Annotated in this window: 17 protein-coding genes and 1 pseudogene; 15 read left to right on the forward strand and 3 right to left on the reverse strand. The window is 65.1% G+C overall.

Annotated features, from left to right (window positions below; all coding sequences use genetic code 11):
- The 3 genes from QMZ05_RS35955 to QMZ05_RS35965 all read left to right on the forward strand — a co-directional run.
- Positions 1 to 1,059, forward strand: a 1,059-nt coding sequence (locus tag QMZ05_RS35955) for a long-chain fatty acid--CoA ligase (protein WP_353705059.1), incomplete at its 5' end; no start/stop codon positions are given.
- 126 nt (positions 1,060 to 1,185) lie between these two features.
- On the forward strand, positions 1,186 to 2,406 hold the full coding sequence (locus QMZ05_RS35960; protein WP_353705060.1) for an ABC transporter substrate-binding protein: 1,221 nt from the start codon (positions 1,186 to 1,188) through the stop codon (positions 2,404 to 2,406).
- A 264-nt stretch (positions 2,407 to 2,670) separates the two neighbouring features.
- Positions 2,671 to 3,381: a DUF1614 domain-containing protein gene (locus QMZ05_RS35965; RefSeq protein WP_353705061.1), complete on the forward strand. Its 711-nt coding sequence runs from the start codon at positions 2,671 to 2,673 to the stop codon at positions 3,379 to 3,381.
- Positions 3,382 to 3,392: 11 nt separating this feature from the next.
- On the opposite strand, the gene QMZ05_RS35970 is transcribed toward QMZ05_RS35965, so the two are convergent.
- Positions 3,393 to 4,157 carry a helix-turn-helix transcriptional regulator gene (locus tag QMZ05_RS35970; RefSeq protein ID WP_353705062.1) on the reverse strand — a complete coding sequence of 255 codons (765 nt, stop codon included), beginning with the start codon at positions 4,155 to 4,157 and terminating at the stop codon, positions 3,393 to 3,395.
- A 199-nt stretch (positions 4,158 to 4,356) separates the two neighbouring features.
- Here QMZ05_RS35970 and QMZ05_RS35975 point away from each other — a divergent pair, with 199 nt between their 5' ends.
- The 3 genes from QMZ05_RS35975 (at position 4,357) to QMZ05_RS35985 (ending at position 9,831) form a co-directional block, all read left to right on the forward strand.
- Positions 4,357 to 6,630, forward strand: a complete 2,274-nt coding sequence (locus tag QMZ05_RS35975) for a marine proteobacterial sortase target protein (RefSeq protein ID WP_353705063.1) — start codon at positions 4,357 to 4,359, stop codon at positions 6,628 to 6,630.
- A 202-nt stretch (positions 6,631 to 6,832) separates the two neighbouring features.
- A complete protein-coding gene (locus QMZ05_RS35980) occupies positions 6,833 to 7,399 on the forward strand; it encodes a class GN sortase (protein ID WP_353705064.1) in 567 nt (188 codons plus the stop codon).
- A 209-nt stretch (positions 7,400 to 7,608) separates the two neighbouring features.
- The gene (locus tag QMZ05_RS35985; protein WP_353705065.1) at positions 7,609 to 9,831 is read left to right on the forward strand and encodes an acetate--CoA ligase family protein; all 2,223 of its coding nucleotides are present in this window, start codon (positions 7,609 to 7,611) and stop codon (positions 9,829 to 9,831) included.
- A 152-nt stretch (positions 9,832 to 9,983) separates the two neighbouring features.
- On the opposite strand, the gene QMZ05_RS35990 is transcribed toward QMZ05_RS35985, so the two are convergent.
- Together QMZ05_RS35990 and QMZ05_RS35995 are read right to left on the reverse strand one after the other, a co-directional pair.
- Entirely contained in the window at positions 9,984 to 10,745 is a 762-nt protein-coding gene (locus tag QMZ05_RS35990) for a trypsin-like serine protease (protein WP_353705066.1), read from the reverse strand.
- A 130-nt stretch (positions 10,746 to 10,875) separates the two neighbouring features.
- Positions 10,876 to 11,154, reverse strand: a complete 279-nt coding sequence (locus QMZ05_RS35995) for a hypothetical protein (protein ID WP_353705067.1) — start codon at positions 11,152 to 11,154, stop codon at positions 10,876 to 10,878.
- 29 nt (positions 11,155 to 11,183) lie between these two features.
- On the opposite strand from QMZ05_RS35995, the gene QMZ05_RS36000 reads away from it, so the two are divergent.
- From QMZ05_RS36000 to QMZ05_RS36040, 9 genes and pseudogenes are all read left to right on the forward strand, one after another.
- Positions 11,184 to 11,864, forward strand: coding sequence for a response regulator transcription factor (locus QMZ05_RS36000; protein ID WP_353705068.1), 681 nt, complete (start codon positions 11,184 to 11,186; stop codon positions 11,862 to 11,864).
- A gap of 345 nt (positions 11,865 to 12,209) precedes the next feature.
- Entirely contained in the window at positions 12,210 to 14,663 is a 2,454-nt protein-coding gene (locus QMZ05_RS36005; RefSeq protein ID WP_353705069.1) for a S8 family serine peptidase, read from the forward strand.
- A gap of 175 nt (positions 14,664 to 14,838) precedes the next feature.
- Complete coding sequence (locus tag QMZ05_RS36010) at positions 14,839 to 15,033, forward strand: hypothetical protein (RefSeq protein WP_050419847.1); 195 nt, start codon at positions 14,839 to 14,841, stop codon at positions 15,031 to 15,033.
- A gap of 57 nt (positions 15,034 to 15,090) precedes the next feature.
- On the forward strand, positions 15,091 to 15,270 hold the full coding sequence (locus QMZ05_RS36015) for a hypothetical protein (RefSeq protein ID WP_050419846.1): 180 nt from the start codon (positions 15,091 to 15,093) through the stop codon (positions 15,268 to 15,270).
- 36 nt (positions 15,271 to 15,306) lie between these two features.
- The gene (locus QMZ05_RS36020; RefSeq protein ID WP_353705070.1) at positions 15,307 to 15,645 is read left to right on the forward strand and encodes a hypothetical protein; all 339 of its coding nucleotides are present in this window, start codon (positions 15,307 to 15,309) and stop codon (positions 15,643 to 15,645) included.
- Between the two features lie 95 nt (positions 15,646 to 15,740).
- Positions 15,741 to 16,427 (forward strand): isoprenylcysteine carboxylmethyltransferase family protein, encoded by a 687-nt coding sequence (locus tag QMZ05_RS36025; protein WP_353705071.1) that lies wholly within the window; start codon positions 15,741 to 15,743, stop codon positions 16,425 to 16,427.
- A gap of 154 nt (positions 16,428 to 16,581) precedes the next feature.
- Positions 16,582 to 17,214, forward strand: a complete 633-nt coding sequence (locus QMZ05_RS36030) for an HAD-IA family hydrolase (RefSeq protein ID WP_353705072.1) — start codon at positions 16,582 to 16,584, stop codon at positions 17,212 to 17,214.
- A gap of 173 nt (positions 17,215 to 17,387) precedes the next feature.
- Positions 17,388 to 17,702 (forward strand): hypothetical protein, encoded by a 315-nt coding sequence (locus QMZ05_RS36035; RefSeq protein ID WP_353705073.1) that lies wholly within the window; start codon positions 17,388 to 17,390, stop codon positions 17,700 to 17,702.
- Positions 17,703 to 17,982: 280 nt separating this feature from the next.
- Positions 17,983 to 18,114, forward strand: a pseudogene (locus tag QMZ05_RS36040) (MoxR family ATPase); the annotation flags it as partial.

The following is an 18,114-nucleotide window of genomic DNA, read 5'->3' on the forward strand; positions in this document are numbered from 1 at the left end:
ATCATGTACACCTCGGGCACCACGGGTCAGCCCAAGGGCGCGATCATCACCCATGGGATGACGTTCTGGAATTGCGTCAATCTCGGCGGCCCCGCCTATATCTCGCCGGCCTCGGTGCTGCTGACCGTGCTGCCGCTGTTCCACACCGGCGGGCTGAATTGCTACACCAACCCGGTGCTGCATGCCGGCGGCACGGTGCTGATCATGCGCGCCTTCGATCCCGGCGAGGCGCTGAAGCTGATCGGCGATCCCGCGCAGGGCATCAACGTGTTCTTCGGCGTGCCCGCGATCTACCAGTTCATGGCGCAGCATCCTTCCTTCGCCACCGCCGACTTCAGCCGCCTGACGATCGGCGGCGTCGGCGGCGCGCCGATGCCGGTGCCGCTGCTCAAGACCTGGGAGGCGCGCGGCGTGGCGTTGCAGCAGGGCTACGGCATGACCGAGACCTCGCCGGCGGTGATGGTGCTCGACCGCGAGGATGCCGCGCGCAAGGCCGGCTCGTCCGGCAAGCCGGTGCTGCACACGGAAGTGCGCATCGTGCGGCCCGACGGCAGCGATGCCACGGTCGGCGAGCTCGGCGAGCTCTGGGTCAAGGGCCCGAACATCACGCCGGGCTACTGGAATCGGCCGGACGCCAATGCCTCCTCTTTCACCGACGGCTGGCTGCACACCGGCGACGCCACGCGAATCGACGAGGAAGGCTTCTACTACATCGTCGACCGCTGGAAGGACATGTACATTTCCGGCGGCGAGAACGTCTATCCGGCCGAGGTCGAGAGCGTGCTGCATCAATTGGCCGCCGTGGCCGAAGCCGCCGTCATCGGTATCCCGAACGAGCAGTGGGGCGAGGTCGGGATGGCCGTGATCGCAGTGAAGCCGGGCCACACGCTGACGCCGGACGAGATCCACGCGCATTGCCAGGCCAATCTGGCGCGGTTCAAATGCCCGCGCCTGATCGAATTCATCGATGTCCTGCCGCGGAATGCGACAGGCAAAATTCATAAGCCGACGCTTCGGCAACAGTTCAGCCAGCCGAAGCCGACCGATACTGCCGCTTGATCGCACGGACGCGTGTCGCGACTCATGCCATGTCGAGAGAAGTGTTGCCCATAACCGTTTGCCGGGACCGGCTATGGGTTCGTTGCGTTGAGTCCCCAACCAGAATAGATCGAGGAAATTGCCTTTATGAAAACCACGAAACTGTCGCTGCTGGCCGCCGCCGCGGCGCTCTGCCTGCTCTCCACCCAGGCCGCCTTTGCCCAAAAGAAGTATGACACCGGCGCCTCCGACACCGAGATCAAGATCGGCAATGTCGAGGCCTATAGCGGTCCCGCCTCCGCCTACGGCGTCATCGGCAAGACCGAAGAAGCCTATTTCAAGATGATCAACGATCAGGGCGGCATCAACGGCCGCAAGATCAACTGGATCTCCTATGACGATGGCTATTCGCCGCCGAAGACCGTGGAGCAGATTCGCAAGCTGATCGAGAGCGACGAGGTCTTCCTGGTGTTCAACGCGCTGGGCACGCCGACCCAGACCGCGGTGCAGAAGTATCACAACGCCAAGAAGGTGCCGCAGCTGTTCCTCGCCACCGGCGCCAGCAAGTGGAACGATCCGAAGGATTTCCCATGGACCATGGGCTTCCAGCCGAGCTATCGCGTCGAGGCGCGGATCTTCGGCAAGTACATCCTCAAGGCCAAGCCAAACGCCAAGGTCGCGATCTTCTATGCCAATGACGATTTCGGCAAGGACTACCTGATCGGCCTCAAGGAGGTGCTCGACAAATCGAGCGTCAAGATCGTCGCCGAGGAAAGCTACGAGACAACAGAGCCGTCGATCGATTCCCACATCGTCAAGCTGAAGGACACCGGCGCCGACGTGTTCGTCAACATCTCGACGCCAAAATTCGCCGCGCAGGCGATCAAGAAGATCGCCGAGATCGGCTGGAAGCCGATGCACGTGATGACCGACGTCTCGATCTCGATCGGTGCGGTCATGAAGCCCGCCGGCCTCGAAGCGTCCGAAGGCGTGCTGTCGGCCGGCTACCTCAAGGACGCCTCCGACCCGCAGTGGAAGAATGATGAAGGCATGAAGAAGTTCATGGCCTTCGCCGAGAAGTACCTGCCGGGCGCTAACCTGTCGGACGCGAACCTGGTCTATGGCTACGCCGCGGCGCAGACCATGGTGCAGGTGCTGAAACAGTGCGGCGACAACCTGACGCGCGAGAACGTGATGAAGCAGGCCGCCAGCCTGAAGGACTTTGCGCCCGACACGCTGATTCCCGGCATCCGGATCAACACCAGCGCGACCGACTTCGCGCCGGTCGAGCAGCTCAAGATGATGCAGTTCAAGAACGGGCAGTGGGAGCTGTTCGGCGACATCATCAGCGCCGAGACCGGCGGCTAGCGCCGGGCTCTCCGCCAACGTCATTGCGAAGCCGCCTATTCGGGCGGCTTCGTTATTTCACGGATTGCGTCAGCCGCAAATCTCTCGCACCGTCACCCTGAGGAGCCGCGAAGCGGCGTCTCGAAGGGTCGACGGCCCCGCTGGTGGCCGTGCATCCTTTGAGACGCGCTACGCGCTCCTCAGGATGACGGGACTCCTGCTTGTGATCCTATCCAGAATTCTTACCTAACAAGAGGGCCGCGCCGAACCCGGACTGCCGAACCGATGCATTCCCACGTTCATTATCTGCCGCTGACGCCGGGCTTCTTCTCGATCCTGGTGTTCGCCGCCGTGGCGCTGGTGGTGCTGATCCAGCTGCGCATCCTGCGCTATGCCTATATGCGGCTCGGCATCGGGCCCGGCGTCGCGTTGCTGCTGCTGTTCGGTTCGCTGATCGGCAGCTATTTCAACATTCCGATCACCGTGCTGCCCGGCCCGCCGGTGCGATCGGGGGAGATCGTCGACTTCTTCGGCATGCGCTATGTCGTGCCTTATCTGGCATCGTCGAGCACGATCCTCGCCGTCAATGTCGGCGGCGCGGTGATCCCGGCCGTGATGTCCGCCTATTTGATGCTGCGCTATCAGCTCTGGCTGAGGGCTGCGATCGCGACGATCGTCATTGCAGCGATCGTCCATGCCAGCGCCACGCCGGTGCGGGGCATGGGGATCGCCGTGCCCGTGTTCGTCCCTGTCGTGGCGACCGCGATCCTCGCGCTGCTGCTGTCCCGCGAATATGCCGCACCGCTCGCCTATATCGGCGGCTCGATGGGGACGCTGCTCGGCGCCGATCTGCTGAACCTCGACAAGATCGGCAGCCTGGGCGCGCCGATTGCGTCGATCGGCGGCGCCGGCACGTTCGACGGCATTTTCCTGACGGGCATTCTGGCCGTGCTGATCGCTGGCGTGGTTGCGCCCGCGCGCCCAAGCCCAGCGTGATCTTGCGGGACTTATCCCGGCAGGAAGATCGCAAACGGCTCGTCGATCGTGCGGCGCAGATGCTCGCGATAGACGGCGTAGTTCGCATCGTCAGCCGACACCCGGCCAAGGCTCGGCTTGGGCACGTTCTTCACCGGCAGGAATGCGATCGGCGCAGCAACCGGCGTCAACAGCGAGCCTCGGCCGGCGAGCAGCGTCGTGATGATGCCGTACATCTCGCCGGAATTGCGCGGGCGCGAGACCGTGATCACGCGATGCTGGCCGTGCCTGTTGGTCACGAGATAGACGAAGCCGGATTCATTGGGCACCGCGACCTCGCCATACTGGGTGTAGTCGGCGTCCTGCCGCTCGCCCTCGCGGAAGCCGAGCGATGACGACGCGTCGTCCCAGGCGATCTCGGTGCGATAGGCATAGAACGCGCCCGGCTCGCCGAACGACGGCCGCACCGTGATGTAAGTCCCTTCGATCCGCGCCACCGAGCGACGCGAATAGGATCCAAGGCTGTCGGGCGCGATCCCGCCATTGGCGGGCGCCGCCACCGTGATCGCCTCCGGCAGCTTGCGCAAGGAGACGCCGAGCGCCTGCTCGAGCCGAACGGTGGTCGCCAGCGTGAACGGGCGGCGGCCGCCGAGCACCTTCTCCAATGTCGACAGGCTGAGCTTGGCCTGCTCAGCCAGCGTCTGCCGCGAGATGCGGCGGCGCGCGATTTCCTCGCGGATGGTCTCCGCGACCTGCTGGCTCTGCTCAGCCGAAAGCTGCTTGTCAGGCGTCGGCATTCTGATTCCTGCCCGGTTCCCCTTGATTCCGCGCAGTCTAGCAGACCGGACAATCCATCACAAAACCGCACAAACCCGCCTTGGCCGGCGGCGGGCCGCGCCGGACGGCGGCCAATCATTGCCGATCATTCTGCTCGCGCCAAAACCGCCGCTCTCCATGATTGCGAAGCAGCGAAAGTCTCGCTCGGGAGTGACGACAATGACGATTTACGATGCATGTGAGAGCAGCCCGCAGATACGCCTGTCGCGCAGGATGCGCATCGCGCTGTTCTTCCTGGTGGAAGGCGTGGCCGCGCTGGTGATCGGCTTTGCGGCGCTGTTTCTGAGTTTCGATCCGGTATGGTCGGCCGAGCTGCCGCAACAGGCGGTGCTGCGGCCGAGTGATGCGCGCTCCGGCTCGCTGCTGTTCAAGACCGACGACGGCTACAGGGATGCGCTGAGGCTCGGCGTCGATGTCGACCTCACGGTGTCGGGCCCGACGGTGCGCGCCCGCGTCACGCAGATCTTCCGCAACCCGACCAAGGACTGGGTGGAGGCGACTTATGTCTATCCGCTGCCGGCGGGCGGCGCGGTCGATACGCTGAAGATGGTGGTCGGCGATCGCATCGTGGTCGGCGACATCAAGGAGCGGCAGCAGGCCCGCGCCATCTACGAGCAGGCCAAGCAGAGCGGCCAGAAGGCCGCGCTCACCGAGCAGGAGCGGCCGAACATCTTCACCAACTCGGTCGCCAATATCGGTCCCGGCGAAACCGTGCTGGTGCAAATCGAATATCAGGAGCCGGTGCAGCAGAACGGCAACGAGTTCTCGCTGCGGGTACCGATGGTGATCGGCCCGCGCTACAATCCGCGCCCCGTCGTGCAGAGCGTCGACCTCCGTGCCGATGGCAACGGCTGGGGCGCCACGTCAACCGATCCGGTGCCGGATCGTGATCGTATCTCATCCGAGGTGCTCGATCCTGCCACCAACGCGCCGATCAATCCGACCAACATCACGGTGCATCTCAACGCCGGCTTCCCGCTCGGCGAGGTGAAAAGCCATTTCCACCAGGTCAAGATCGAGACCCCCGACAGCACCACGCGCGTCGTCAAGCTTGCCGAAGGCCCAGTGCCGGCCGATCGCGATTTCGAGCTGACCTGGAAGCCGATTGCCGAGAAGGCGCCGTCGGTCGGGCTGTTCCGCGAGCATGTCGGCAATTCCGACTATCTGCTGGCCTTCGTCACGCCGCCATCGGTGGAGCAGGCGCGGCAGAAGCCGTTGCCGCGCGAAGTGATCTTCGTGATCGACAATTCCGGCTCGATGGGCGGCACCTCGATCATCCAGGCCAAGGCGAGCCTCACTTACGCGCTCGGCCGCCTGCAGCCGACCGATCGCTTCAACGTGATCCGCTTCGACGACACCATGGACAGGCTGTTCGCATCGCCAGTCCCCGCCAACAGCGCCAATATCGGCAACGCGACCTCCTTCGTCAGCGCGATACAGGCACGCGGCGGCACCGAGATGGTGCCGGCAATGCGCGCGGCGCTGTCCGACACCAACCATGACGACGCCGACCATGTCCGCCAGGTCGTGTTCCTGACCGACGGCGCGATCGGCAACGAGCAGCAGTTGTTCGAGACCATCAGCGCGCTGCGCGGCCGCTCACGCGTCTTCATGGTCGGTATCGGCTCGGCGCCGAACACTTATCTGATGACGCGCGCTGCCGAACTCGGCCGCGGCACCTTCACCCATATCGGCTCGGTCGAACAGGTCGATGAACGCATGCGCGACCTGTTCGCCAAGCTCGAGAATCCCGCGGCGACGAACCTGTCCGCGAAATTCTCCGAGGCGACGGCCGACCTGACGCCGTCGGCGCTCCCCGACGTCTATCGCGACGAGCCGCTTGTGCTGGCCGCAAAGCTCGACAAGATCGCCGGCTCGGTCGAGATCAAGGGCCGCATCGGCGACCGTCCGTGGAGCGTGACGCTGCCGCTTGCGAATGCCGCCGAAGGCAAGGGCCTCTCCAAGCTGTGGGCACGCCGCAAGATCGCGGATGCCGAGGTCGGGCGCACCATGCGGCAGGCGAACCCGGAGGATGCCGACAAGACCATCCTTGCGCTGGCGCTGGAGCACCAGCTCGTGACGCGGCTGACCAGCCTCGTCGCCGTCGACAAGACGCCGAGCCGCCCCGAAGGCGAGCCGCTGAAGCTATCCGAGCTGCCGCTCAACCTGCCCGCCGGCTGGGATTTCGCAAAAGTGTTCGGCGAGCGTCCGAGCCTGCCGGCTGCACCGGGCGAACGTCGCGCAGAGGCAGGCAACGGCAAGATGCAGCTTGCCGCGCTGAAGCAGTCGCCGGTCGCAACACAACGTCCCGGCACCATCCAGCTGCCGAAGACCGCGACCGATGCCGAATTGAAGATGATCGCCGGTGTGATCCTGCTCACGGTCAGCCTTCTGCTTCTGGTGTTCAACCGGCGTCAGACGTCGCCCCAATGACGTCGGATGAAAGGAGGAGGTGCCCCCCCCGACCTCCTCCTTTCCAAGAGCGCGCGCGGCCTTCCCACCCGTCCCCCAGGGGCCGCGCGCGCCACTTCTCATCGACGTCATTCCGGGATGGTCCGAAGGACCAGACCCGGAATCTCGAGATTCCGGGTTCGATGCTGCGCATCGCCCCGGAATGACGGCAGAAGGAATCAAGATGCGCCGCTTCATCCCATCCCTCGCCTTCGCCCTCATCGGCCTGATCCTGTTCGGCCAGGGCGCCTATATCCATGCCAAGGCGCTGCTCGCGCAGGTGCTGCTGGAGCGCGCCTTCGCGCAGAGCATCGCGACCGGCCATCCCGTGAAGCCGTGGAGCTGGGCCGATACCTGGCCGGTGGCCCGGATCGAGATCAAGCGCCTGCACGCCTCCGCGATCGTGCTCGCCGGCAGCAGCGGCCAGGCGCTGGCGTTCGGCCCCGGCCATGTCGAGCAGAGCGTCGATGCCGGCGAGCGCGGCGTCGCGGTCTATTCCGCGCATCGCGACACCCATTTCCGGTTTCTGAAAGATGTCACAATCGGCGACGAGATCGACGTCACGAGGAGCGACGGCAGGCTGTTTCGCTACCGGGCCGATCGCAGCGCGGTCGTCCGCTTCGATCAATCCGGCATCGACCTGCTTACCGGCCGGTATGAGCTCGTGCTGTCGACCTGCTGGCCGTTCGACGCGCTGACGTCGGGGCCTGAGCGCTATTTGTTGCACGCAACCATGATCGAACCGGACTAGCGCTCGAATCCGATTCGAGCCGCCCCGAATCGGGTTCCTGACGCGCATCGATTTTGCGCCTGCCGGGATATTGCAAGCGATGCCCTGACTTGCGCCAGCGTGAGTTGCTACCCCCTTTCCCTCGCCATAAAAACAATGAAAAATCGCGTCCTGCGGTGCTGCACCGTGGGCCAGAGGAAACAAGCAGAACAAGGATAAGGGCAGGCTCCATGGAAGCTTACGCAAGCACCGCGTCTCATGTGTCCCACAAATGGGCGCCGCCCGCTGACGCCAGCGACATCGTCAAGAGCATCCACGCGATGCTGCACCCGCGCAACATCGTGCTGGTCGGCGCCACCGACAAGCCCGGCAACTACGCCGAACGGATCTGGAACAACCTGATCAAGTACAAATATGCCGGCGGCCTGTTTCCGATCAACGCCAAGCGCGAAACCATCTGGGGCGTCACCTGCTACAAGGATTTTGCCAGCCTTCCGGAAAAGCCCGACCATGTGCTGGTGCTGGTGCCGGCACGATTCGCCGTGCAGGTGATCCGCGACGCAGCCGCCGCCGGCGCGCGCTCTGCGACGATCGTCACGTCAGGCTTCAGCGAATTGCAGGACGAGGAGAGCCAGCGGCTCGCGGTCGAGCTGAAGCAGGCGATCAAGGAGACCGGGCTTGCCGTCACCGGTCCGAACTGCCTCGGCAATCTCAGCGCCGGCGAGAACCTATTCACCAACATCGACGACCGCATCGTCACCATGGAGCCGGGCGCGGTGGCGATAGCCGGCCAATCCGGCGCGATCGTGATGGCGATCCGCCAGGCGCTGGAGGATCGCGGTGTCGGCGTCGGCTACATGGTCACGACAGGCAACGAATCCGGCCTCGAGACCCCGGACCTGATGAGCTATTTCGCCGCCGATCCGAGCATCCGCGTCATCGTGGTCTATCTCGAAGGCGTCAGGAACACCAAGGTGTTCCGCGACGCCTGCAAGGCCGCGCGCGCCGCCGGCAAGCCGGTGATCGCACTCAAGCTCGGCGCCTCCGAAGGCGGCCGCGCCGCGGCGATGGCGCATACCGGCGCGCTGGCCGGCTCGATCGAGACATTCGATGCGATCTCGACCCGCGAGGGCGTGATCCGGGTGCGCGGACTGGATGAATTGATCGAAACCACCGAGTGCTTCGTCCACGCCGATCCGCCGAAGGGCAACCGCCTCGCGGCGGTGTCGCTGTCGGGCGGCAAGCGCGGGCTTCTGATCGACGCATTCTATTCCGCCGGCCTGAACTTCGCGCCGCTGAGCCCGAACGCGTCCGAGCAGCTGGCGAAGATGCTCGGCCCGGGCAGCATCGTCGGCAACCCGCTCGACGCCGGCTTTGCGGCCGTGGTCGATCCCTCCGTCTACATGAAGTCGATCAAGATCATGATCGACGATCCCGACACCGACATCGTCATCATCGATGCCGAGCTGCCGAAGGCGCCGCACGAGTTGCGGGAGCGCAACCTGCGCATCGTCAACGAGATGGCGGGGCAGGCCAACAAGCCGGTGATCTATATCAGCGCGATGTCGATCGGCTTCACCGACTTTACCAAGGGACTGCGCAAGTCGCTGCCCAATATCGCTGTCATGCAGGGCCTCGACCGCGCGGTCGGCGCGATCAAGTCGCTGATCGAATATGCCGGTCTGCGCAAGGAAGTGCCCGACATCGTGTCGAGCTCGAAGGCGTCGGCGCGCGCCGTGCTGGAGAAGACACTGAGGGCCGCGAACGGCGCCGCCGCGCTCGACGAGGTCGCCTCGAAGCAGCTGCTCAAGGCCTATGGCATCCCGATCTCGAAGGAAGACGTCGCGCAGACCGCGGCGGAAGCCGTGAAGATCGCCAAGGCGATAGGCTTTCCGGTGGTCGCCAAGGTGGTGAGCCCCGACATCCTGCACAAGTCGGATATCGGCGGCGTGGTGCTGAACCTCGCCAACGCGGCCGAGGTGAAGAAGGCGTTCAACGACATCACCGCGCGGGTGAAGAAGCTGAAGGGCAAGCCGAAGCTCGAGGGCATCCTGATCGCGCAGCAGGTCAAGGCCGACCTCGAGCTCGTGGTCGGCGCCTCGCTCGATGCCGAGATGGGCCCCGTGGTGCTGTTCGGCACCGGCGGCGTCGATATCGAATTGATGAAGGACGTGGCGCTGGCCGGTGCCCCGCTTGACGCTGCCGAGGCAAAGGAGCTGATCGCCAAGACCAAGGCCGGCGTCAAGATGAAGGGCTATCGCGGCAAGCCCGCGCTGCACGAGCCGTCCGCGGTGAAGGCGCTGGTGGGGCTCTCCAACCTGATGGCCGACGCCAACGGCCGCATCGCCTCGATCGACGTCAACCCTTTCCTGATCAACAGCAAGCTCGGCGTCGCCGTCGACGGCCTGATCGTGCTGAACAACGCCGCCGCGAACAAGGCCGCGGGGCATTGAACTCTGCTCCCTCTCCCCGTTCTTACGGGGAGAGGGTTGGGGTGAGCGACTATCTCCACGAGGCGGCGCGAGACGAGAGACCTGTACCCCCTCACCCGGATCGCATCTGACGATGCGATCCGACCTCTCCCCGCAAGCGGGGCGAGGTGAAGCTAGAAGCTCGCGCCCCACTGCAGCGCTGTCTGCATCACCCAGTCGCGATAGAGCGTGAGCGGCGTCACGCCGGTGATGCCGCCACAGCCGGCGGTGCCGTTCGGGCCGGTGGACCAGCTCACCACGCCGACGATGACCGGCCCGCTCTGCTTGTCCTCGAACACGGGCGCGCCGGAATCGCCGGTACAGGCGCCGAGCCCGTCACGCACGCCCTGCCCGACCGGGTCGACGAGACGAATCTGCAGCGTGCCGGGCTTGCCGCTCGCGATCAGGCCGGCGACGCGAATGCTGCCGCCGCTCTTGCCGTCGCCGCGCACGGTGACACCGACGCCCGCGACGGTGAAGCGGCCGCCGACCTGGATCGGAATGTTGGGCATGCCGAGTGTGGCCGGCGCCTTGCCTGCGGAAGACACCGCAAGTTGCAGCAGCGCGACATCGGCGGTCGCGACATGATTGATCATCGCCTGCATCCGGAAGCCGGGATGGATCGCAACCGTCTTGACGTCCTGCAGTTTGGGCTGCCGGTCCGCGCCGTACTCGACGATCTTGTAGTCGGCGCCGGGCTGCACGCAATGCGCCGCGGTCAACACCACCTTCGGCGCGATCAGCGCGCCGGTGCAGAAATTGCCACGCGAGCCGACGATGGTGACGACGGAGCGCGCGACGCCGTCGGTCGACGGCGCGCCGCCACCGACGATGGCGAAGGCCGGCGTTGCCGTCAGCATGGTCAGAAAGGCCGTCGCTCGAATCAAATTCGTCATGGAACCCCGTCGATCTGCATCGGAATTGAGCACATCCGAGGCGCGGCATGGCGTCGCTCACACTCGGCCCCGGTGAACACGCAATCTTGTACAGAGCATCCGCGCTTGCATGCGTCAATTATCTAAATATCTAGCCGCCGATGACTACGGCGTTGAAGTCACCGCCGGATTTCCCGCAGCTTCTGGTGCGCACGCGCTTCGTATCGTCGCTTTGCGGCGCCATCCGAGACATCGGACCGTGCATGGTGCCGTCGGCACGACGCCCGAATGTGAACTGCATCTCTTGATCCTGCGTGGATCGGGACCGTAATTTCGGCTCGATAATAATACAACCTCTGGCAGCATACCGCATACTTACCTTCATGACTTTCTGGATGCCGGTGCCGTCGACCACCAGACGGCTTTTCATCCGCCATTTCGTTGAGTTCGAGGATAATGATGAGGATCGCGGTCGTCACGCCGATCAGGCTGTTCAGCGAGGGGCTTACCTCGAGTTTCCAGAACCACGCCGAGTTTGCCGTCGAGGCGGCGGTTTCCGACCTTGCCGGCCTGCGCGCGGCGCTCGAAACCGGCCGTGTGAATGTCATCCTGATCGACGTCACACAGGGTATCGATCTCGACGAGGTGCGGGTGATTGCGAGCGAACATGCCGATATCGCCCTGGTCGCGCTTGGCCTCAACGAGGACCGGCGCGACGTGGTTCGCTGCGGCCGGGCCGGGTTCAGCGGCTATATTTCCCGGAATGCCAGCTTCGACGAACTCTGCCGCGCGCTGTCGGACGTCGCATCCGGGCGGCTTGCCTGCAGCGCCGAGATTTCCGGCGGCCTGCTGCGCGCGCTGTTTTGCATGGAGCGCCAGACCGATACGATCGACGCGGACCAGGGACTGACACGCCGCGAAAGCGAGGTTCTCAAGCTCATCGGACAGGGCATGTCGAACAAGGAGATCGCGCGCGATCTCAACCTCAGCCTTGCGACCGTCAAGCACCACGTCCATCACGTGCTGCAAAAGCTCGGCCTGCCGCGCCGGGCGCAGGCGATGCGGCGGGTCCGCGAGGCGCCGTGGATCGCATCATCTGCGCCGGCTCTCGATCGTCGCCGCGAGCTCGACGGACACTAGCCACCTGAATTCCGTATTCGGTTGATCGCAGCACGTGCACGCATTGGTGCTCAGATGCGGCGCGGCTTTGCACGGTTGCGTGCGCATCACGCCGTGAGACCGATCCCGACTAAATCCTTTGATCGACCTTTCGACGCGCAGGATCGATCTCCTGGATCGCTCGATCCGCATCATCGGCCCGATCCTTTTTGAGCCACCGCGGCGAATAGGCCTTCCGCAGCACACCTGCCACAACAGCACCAACGCAGCGACACACCGCTCCTATCGCTCGCTGCGTGAAAGCAGATTGCCGTGGAAGGCGGATCGGCTGCACGAATTCGCAGCAGACCGGCCAGGATTGATTTCATGAATCCAGTTGCCGACATCGCTGGTCTGACTGCCTTGTGGCAGAGAACGTCGGGTGGCGACCCCGCGGTGAAGATCGCGATCATCGACGGTCCGGTCGATCTCAATCATCCCTCGCTCAGGCAGGCGCGCGTCGCCATGGGCGGCGAATTCGTCGCGCCGTCCTCGCCGATGATCCAGTCCGAGCACGGCACGCATGTCACCAGCGTGCTGATGGGCACACCCGGCAGTCCGGTGCTCGGCGTCGCGCCGAATTGCAGCGCGACCGTGTTCTCGATCTATCGCGAGGACGCAGCTGGACAGATCGAGCCTTCCTCGCAAAGCACGCTGGCGCTCGCGATCAACCAGGCGCTCGCCGCCGGCGCCGACATCATCAACATCAGCAGTGGCCAGCAATCCGCGACAGGACAGGCCGATCGCATTCTGGTCGACGCGGTGCGCGCCTGCGAACGCGCCGGCAAGCTGATCGTCGCCGCCGCCGGCAATGACGGCTGTCGTTGCGTCCAGGTGCCGGGCAGCCTCTCGTCGGTGCTGGCGGTCGGCGCGTGCGATCTGGCCGGCAATCCGCTGCCCTTCAGCAATTTCGGCGACGCCTATCTCGAGAACGGCATCCTCGCGCCGGGCGAGAACATCGCCGGCGCCTCACCGGTCCGCAACGTCAGCCTGCGTTCCGGAACGAGCTTCGCTGCGCCGATCGTCACCGGCGTCGTCGCGCTTTTGCTCTCATGCCTGCGCCAGAACGGACGCAAGGCCGATCCGCAAGCCGTCCGTGCCGCGCTGCTCGAAAGCGCGGCGCCCTGCCGGAGCGACGGCAGCGCCTCGCGCTGCCTCGCCGGACGGCTCGATATTCCCGCGGCTGTCGCCGCCCTGCTTGGCGAGCAGGCGGACGCCGTCATGCCGTCGGGTGCCACGGCCGCGTCTCCCCGCTTCTGGGGAGTGTCCGCGCGCCCTTTCCTCCAACCGTCATCCGCCGCTCAGCCAACTGCAACCAGAGAGGATTCCATGGGAGATCTATCAGCAATGTCTGCACCATCGGCTCCGCGCATATTCGGGCCGGACGGCTCGGTCCTGCGAAGCAGCGCCGGGATCATGCCAAGCGAGGCGCAGCCCACCGCGCCGGCAGCACCTGCGGCCATGGCCGTTCCCGTTGATCACGGCGTCGTCGCCGCGCCGATCGCAGCGCCCGCGCCGTATCCGTACCACGCTCCCCATCCGGGCGGCGACATGGCCTGGATGCCGGCACCGGCTCCGCAGATGGTCATGCCGCCGATGATGATGCCGCAGATGGCGATGCCAACCGCCGGCATGATGCCGCAAACCTGGCTGCAGCCGCAGCAGATGCCCGCGCTGATGCCGAGCAACGCGCTTCCCGTCGCAATGCCGCAGGCGCTGCCGATGTACGAAGCGCCCGCGGTTCGGACCAGCGAGAAGAGCTGCGGTTGTCGCGGCGGCATGCGTCCGCGGGGCACGGCGACCGAGCCCACCGGTCAACTCGCCTTCCCGATCGGCCGGCTGTTCTACGATTTCGGCAAGGAAGCCCGCCTCGACTACTTCGTGCAGGCGATCGCCAACTGGCGCGACAGCCTGATCGGCCGCGGCGACCCGGCGTTCGGAACGGATCGCGACCACTCCGGCGACACCTCGGCACCGTACAACCCGGCGATCATGGCGCGCTATCTGTTGAACCAGGCCGAAGGCGAGACGTCGGCGCCGGCCGGCTCTGGCAACAACTTCCCGGACGCCGACGCCATCACCTGGACGATGACGATCGATTCGATCCCGATCTATGCGATCAAGCCGCTCGACGTGTTCGGACTCGGATTCTTCGCCGCGCTGATCCTGGCGCTGTGGCACCAGGAGGTCTCTCGCGACGATCCCTCGACGGCCCGTACCGTGGTGAAAGCGTCAGCGGCCGTGGCCGACGCCGACGCACGACCGACGGCGAACCCGCCATTCCCGCCGCCGGGCGGCGTCGCGCGGGTCTCGATGGCCGGCTGGGTCGACAGCACCAACACGACCAAGCTGCTGAACGGCACCGTCGTGCCGACGCTGGTGACCGATTGGCGCGGCTTCTACCAATGGGATCTGTTCACGTTGTTCGGACCACTCCCCTGGCCGGACGGCGCGGAAGGCTTCCTCGAGCGGATCTACAACGAGTTCCGCAACGTCGGTCTCTCGCCGCAGGACCGCGCGCTGAATTATTCCGCGATGAATGCCTACAACACGCGGAAGATCTTCATTGAGGCCGCCAAGAAGGGCCTGCGGCTCGACACCGTTGAAGTGGACCAGAGCGTCATTTGCCGGCCGGACTCGGATTGCCACGACGTGACCTACCGCTTCTTCAACCCGACGCAGGTCCTGACCCAGGCGCGCGAAGTCTATCAGTACACGATCGACGTCAGCGACGTGGTGCCGGTGGCGGTCGGGCCGCTGCGGTATTGGCAGGTCTATTGACGCGATTGCTCCTCTGCGTCCGGAGGAGATCAGAACGTGGCGCGAATGAGCGTCACGTGGTCCAGGGGATCGACGCGATGAGCGATGCCCTGGGCGACGTCCAGCGACGGCGACCCCGGTCGGGTGACCACCTCCCGTAGTTGCCGTCAATTCAAACCGAAAGAAGGAGCTGAACATGTACGCAAGGAACGACTTTGAGACCTTCGGCAGCGTGCGTAGCCCGATCCAGTGTGAGGGCATCGAGCGCGGTCCGAAGCGGATTGCCGAAGTGGCGGTCAACGGGTCCGTCAACCCGCAGGGCTGGGGCGACATCCTCGGCGGGATCGCAAAGGTGGCGATCCCCGCCCTCAGCGGCGTCCTCGGCATCTGATCGCCGAACTCGGGGCCCGGCGCTGTCGGGCCCCACCCCATCCTCGAGGAGGCCGATATGATGCAGAAGTCCACCGCCAGGAGCCCACAGCAACAGCAGCAGAACGGTCGCCGGGTCGAGCCCTCCGGGAAGATCGTCGTGTCATCAGTCGTGACCCACGCCTCGCTGCTCGCCGCGATCAGCGACCGCAACCCGATCATCGCCAAACGCACCACATCCGACGAGGACAAGACCTGAGGTCGTCGTCATCACCCAACCTATGGAGCCGATGCCATGGCAAGACCGCCCCGCCAATCCGGATCCGGCAATGCCGCCCCGCCGCCGGCGGAATCCGCAGCCTCAGCCTCAGCCGTTGCCGAAGCACGGCGCCCGCTGGAAGCGGCTGTTGTCGCCCGTCCGAAGATCGCCACCACGCCCGCTCCGCCGACAACGTCGGCCTACATGGCACCGCCGCAGGGCCCCGGCGCCCCCCAGCAGATGCGCCATGACGGCTCGCCGAGTTCGGAAGAGAGACTCAACTCCGCGATGAAGATCCTGCTCGATCCGGCGGCGCGTGCGCTGCCGAGCAAGGTCTATTCCGGACAGGCGCGAAACTGGACCCGCCGATCGTGACCGGCTTTGCACGTTGAGGCTCGGTTCGATTCGTTACCAACGCAACGGCCCGCCCGATCCGGTGGCGCGGCCGTTGCCGTTCGCCGGAGAGAGAGATGGACGAGAACGGCAATCATCCGACCATCAATTTGCGCGGCGCCGTCTTCACATGCGTGGGCCTCGGAGCACTCCTGTTTCTCGCGGCCGGCACCGTGCGCTGGACCGGCGCCTGGTTGTTCCTGCTCGAGATCACGATCGGCGGACTGATCACCGAGGCCTGGCTCGCCAGGCACGATCCGGGACTGCTGGCGGAGCGGCGAACCGTGTGCGGCCAGGCCGGATGGGATCGCGTCATCACATCGATCATGCCGCTGTTGTGGCTGACATGGCTGCCGCTGATGGCGCTCGACGCGGTGCGCTACCAGATATCGCTCGTCCCCGTCTGGCTGCAATGTGCCGGCGCGCTGATGATCGCCGCATCGTTCTACATCGTCTACCGGACCTATCGCGAAAACAGCTACGCCGCGCCGGTTGTGAAGATCCAGCGCGAGCGCGGACATGCCGCGGTGACCACCGGGCCGTACGCCTATGTGCGGCACCCGATCTATGCCAGCGGCCTGTTGACCTACGCCGGCACGCCGCTGCTGCTCGGATCCTGGTATGGCCTTGCCATCGTGCCGGTGATGGCGGCGCTGCTCGGCCTGCGGTCGATGATGGAGGAGCGGATGCTCACCGCCGAGCTCGACGGCTATGCCGAATATCTCGGGCGCGTGCGTTATCGCCTGGTTCCGATGGTCTGGTGAGCCCGTTCCGTATGGCGGAGTTTGCCGCGAACTGGCGGCTTGCCTGACCGGCGGCAATTCCAATAAAGAAGGCGTAACGCGCGTTTCCCTGTCTTCGGCCAGACGGCCGGACGACCCGAGGCGAAGCCGCCGCTTTGCAACGGGCAGGACATTGATGATCGAGGCAGTGATCTGGGATTTCGGCGGCGTCTTGACCACCTCGCCGTTCGAGGCATTCGCGCGCTACGAGACCGAACGCGGCCTGCCGATCGACATCATCCGCCGCACCAACGCCGCCAACCATCTCGAGAACGCCTGGGCCAAGTTCGAGCGAGCCGAGATCGGCATCGACGCGTTCGACGAACTGTTCGCGACGGAATCCAAGGCGCTCGGCGCCGAGGTGCGCGGCAAGGACGTGCTGCCGCTGCTCTCGGGCGACCTGCGCCCCGAAATGGTCGAGGCGCTGAAACGCATCAAGGCCAAGTTCAAGACCGGCTGCATCACCAACAATCTGCCGTCGAACGCAATCGGCAGCCACAGCGGACGCACGCTGTATGTCGCCGAGGTGATGGCGCTGTTCGACCACGTCATCGAGTCCGCGAAGATCGGCCTGCGCAAGCCCGATCCGCGCATCTACCGGATGATGGTGGAGACGCTGCAGGTGAATCCTGCGAACTGCGTCTATCTCGACGATCTCGGTGTCAATTTGAAGCCGGCGCGCGAGATGGGCATGACCACGATCAAGGTCGCGAACGCCGCGCAGGCGATCTCCGAGCTCGAAGCCGCGACCGGCCTCACGCTGAGATGAAGCGGTTTCTCCGCACATTCACTCCGCATTCAGGCGGCGGCCTCTAATTTTCGGCCTCCCCGTGGATCACGGCGCGATCGCAAGATCGCATCATGATCCTTTCCTGGTCTGAGCATGACGTTCCGGAAAACCGATGCTCGTTTCTCCGGATCATGCCCGCGGAGGCACATCCCATGAAACGTCTCGTCGTCACCTTGGTCTCGGCCACCTCGCTGCTGGTCTCGGTCGCAGCGTTCGCGCAATCAACCTCACCCCCCGCAGCGGCACCGGCGGCCGCTCCCGCGCAGGAGAGCACGTCCGCAGCGCCGGTGCCTGGTGCGAAGCGCGCGGCCTGCCAGAGCGCGGCGAAAGCGCTGAAGGGTCAGGAGCGGCACGACCAGATGCAGCTCTGCATGGCGCAGGCGCATCTCGATTGCCTGAAGCAGGCGATCGACCAGAAGATCGTCGGCCCGCAGCGCAAGGATTTCGTGAAGAGCTGCGCGGGGTAAGGGCAGTCGGCAAGCGGTGGGCACGATAGGCGTTCTGTAGCCCGGATGGAGCGCAGCGAAATCCGGGACGGACTATCCGGGGAAAAACCTTCCCGGATTGCGCTTCGCTTCATCCGGGCTACGCACTTCCTTTGGTATTGCGCTCGGCGGAATACCTCGGAACCATGCGCTAACCCCAGCCTTTGGTCTCCTCGCCGTTGCGGGCCAAACGAGCCTTGTGCTTTGCCCGCAACGGGCGCAGAACAGGTCCGAGTCCAAGGCAAATTCGGAGCTGATCCTCGTGGCTGACACCAGGCCCACCGCCTCGATCGAGGCCGTGGAAAGCGGCCTCGCCGCACAAGGCTATATTGCGAGCCGGCAGATCGCGACCGCAGTCTATCTGTCGCAGCAGATCGAGAAGCCGATCCTGGTC

The organism is Bradyrhizobium sp. INPA03-11B (assembly GCF_040446015.1).
Classification (GTDB): domain Bacteria; phylum Pseudomonadota; class Alphaproteobacteria; order Rhizobiales; family Xanthobacteraceae; genus Bradyrhizobium; species Bradyrhizobium macuxiense_A.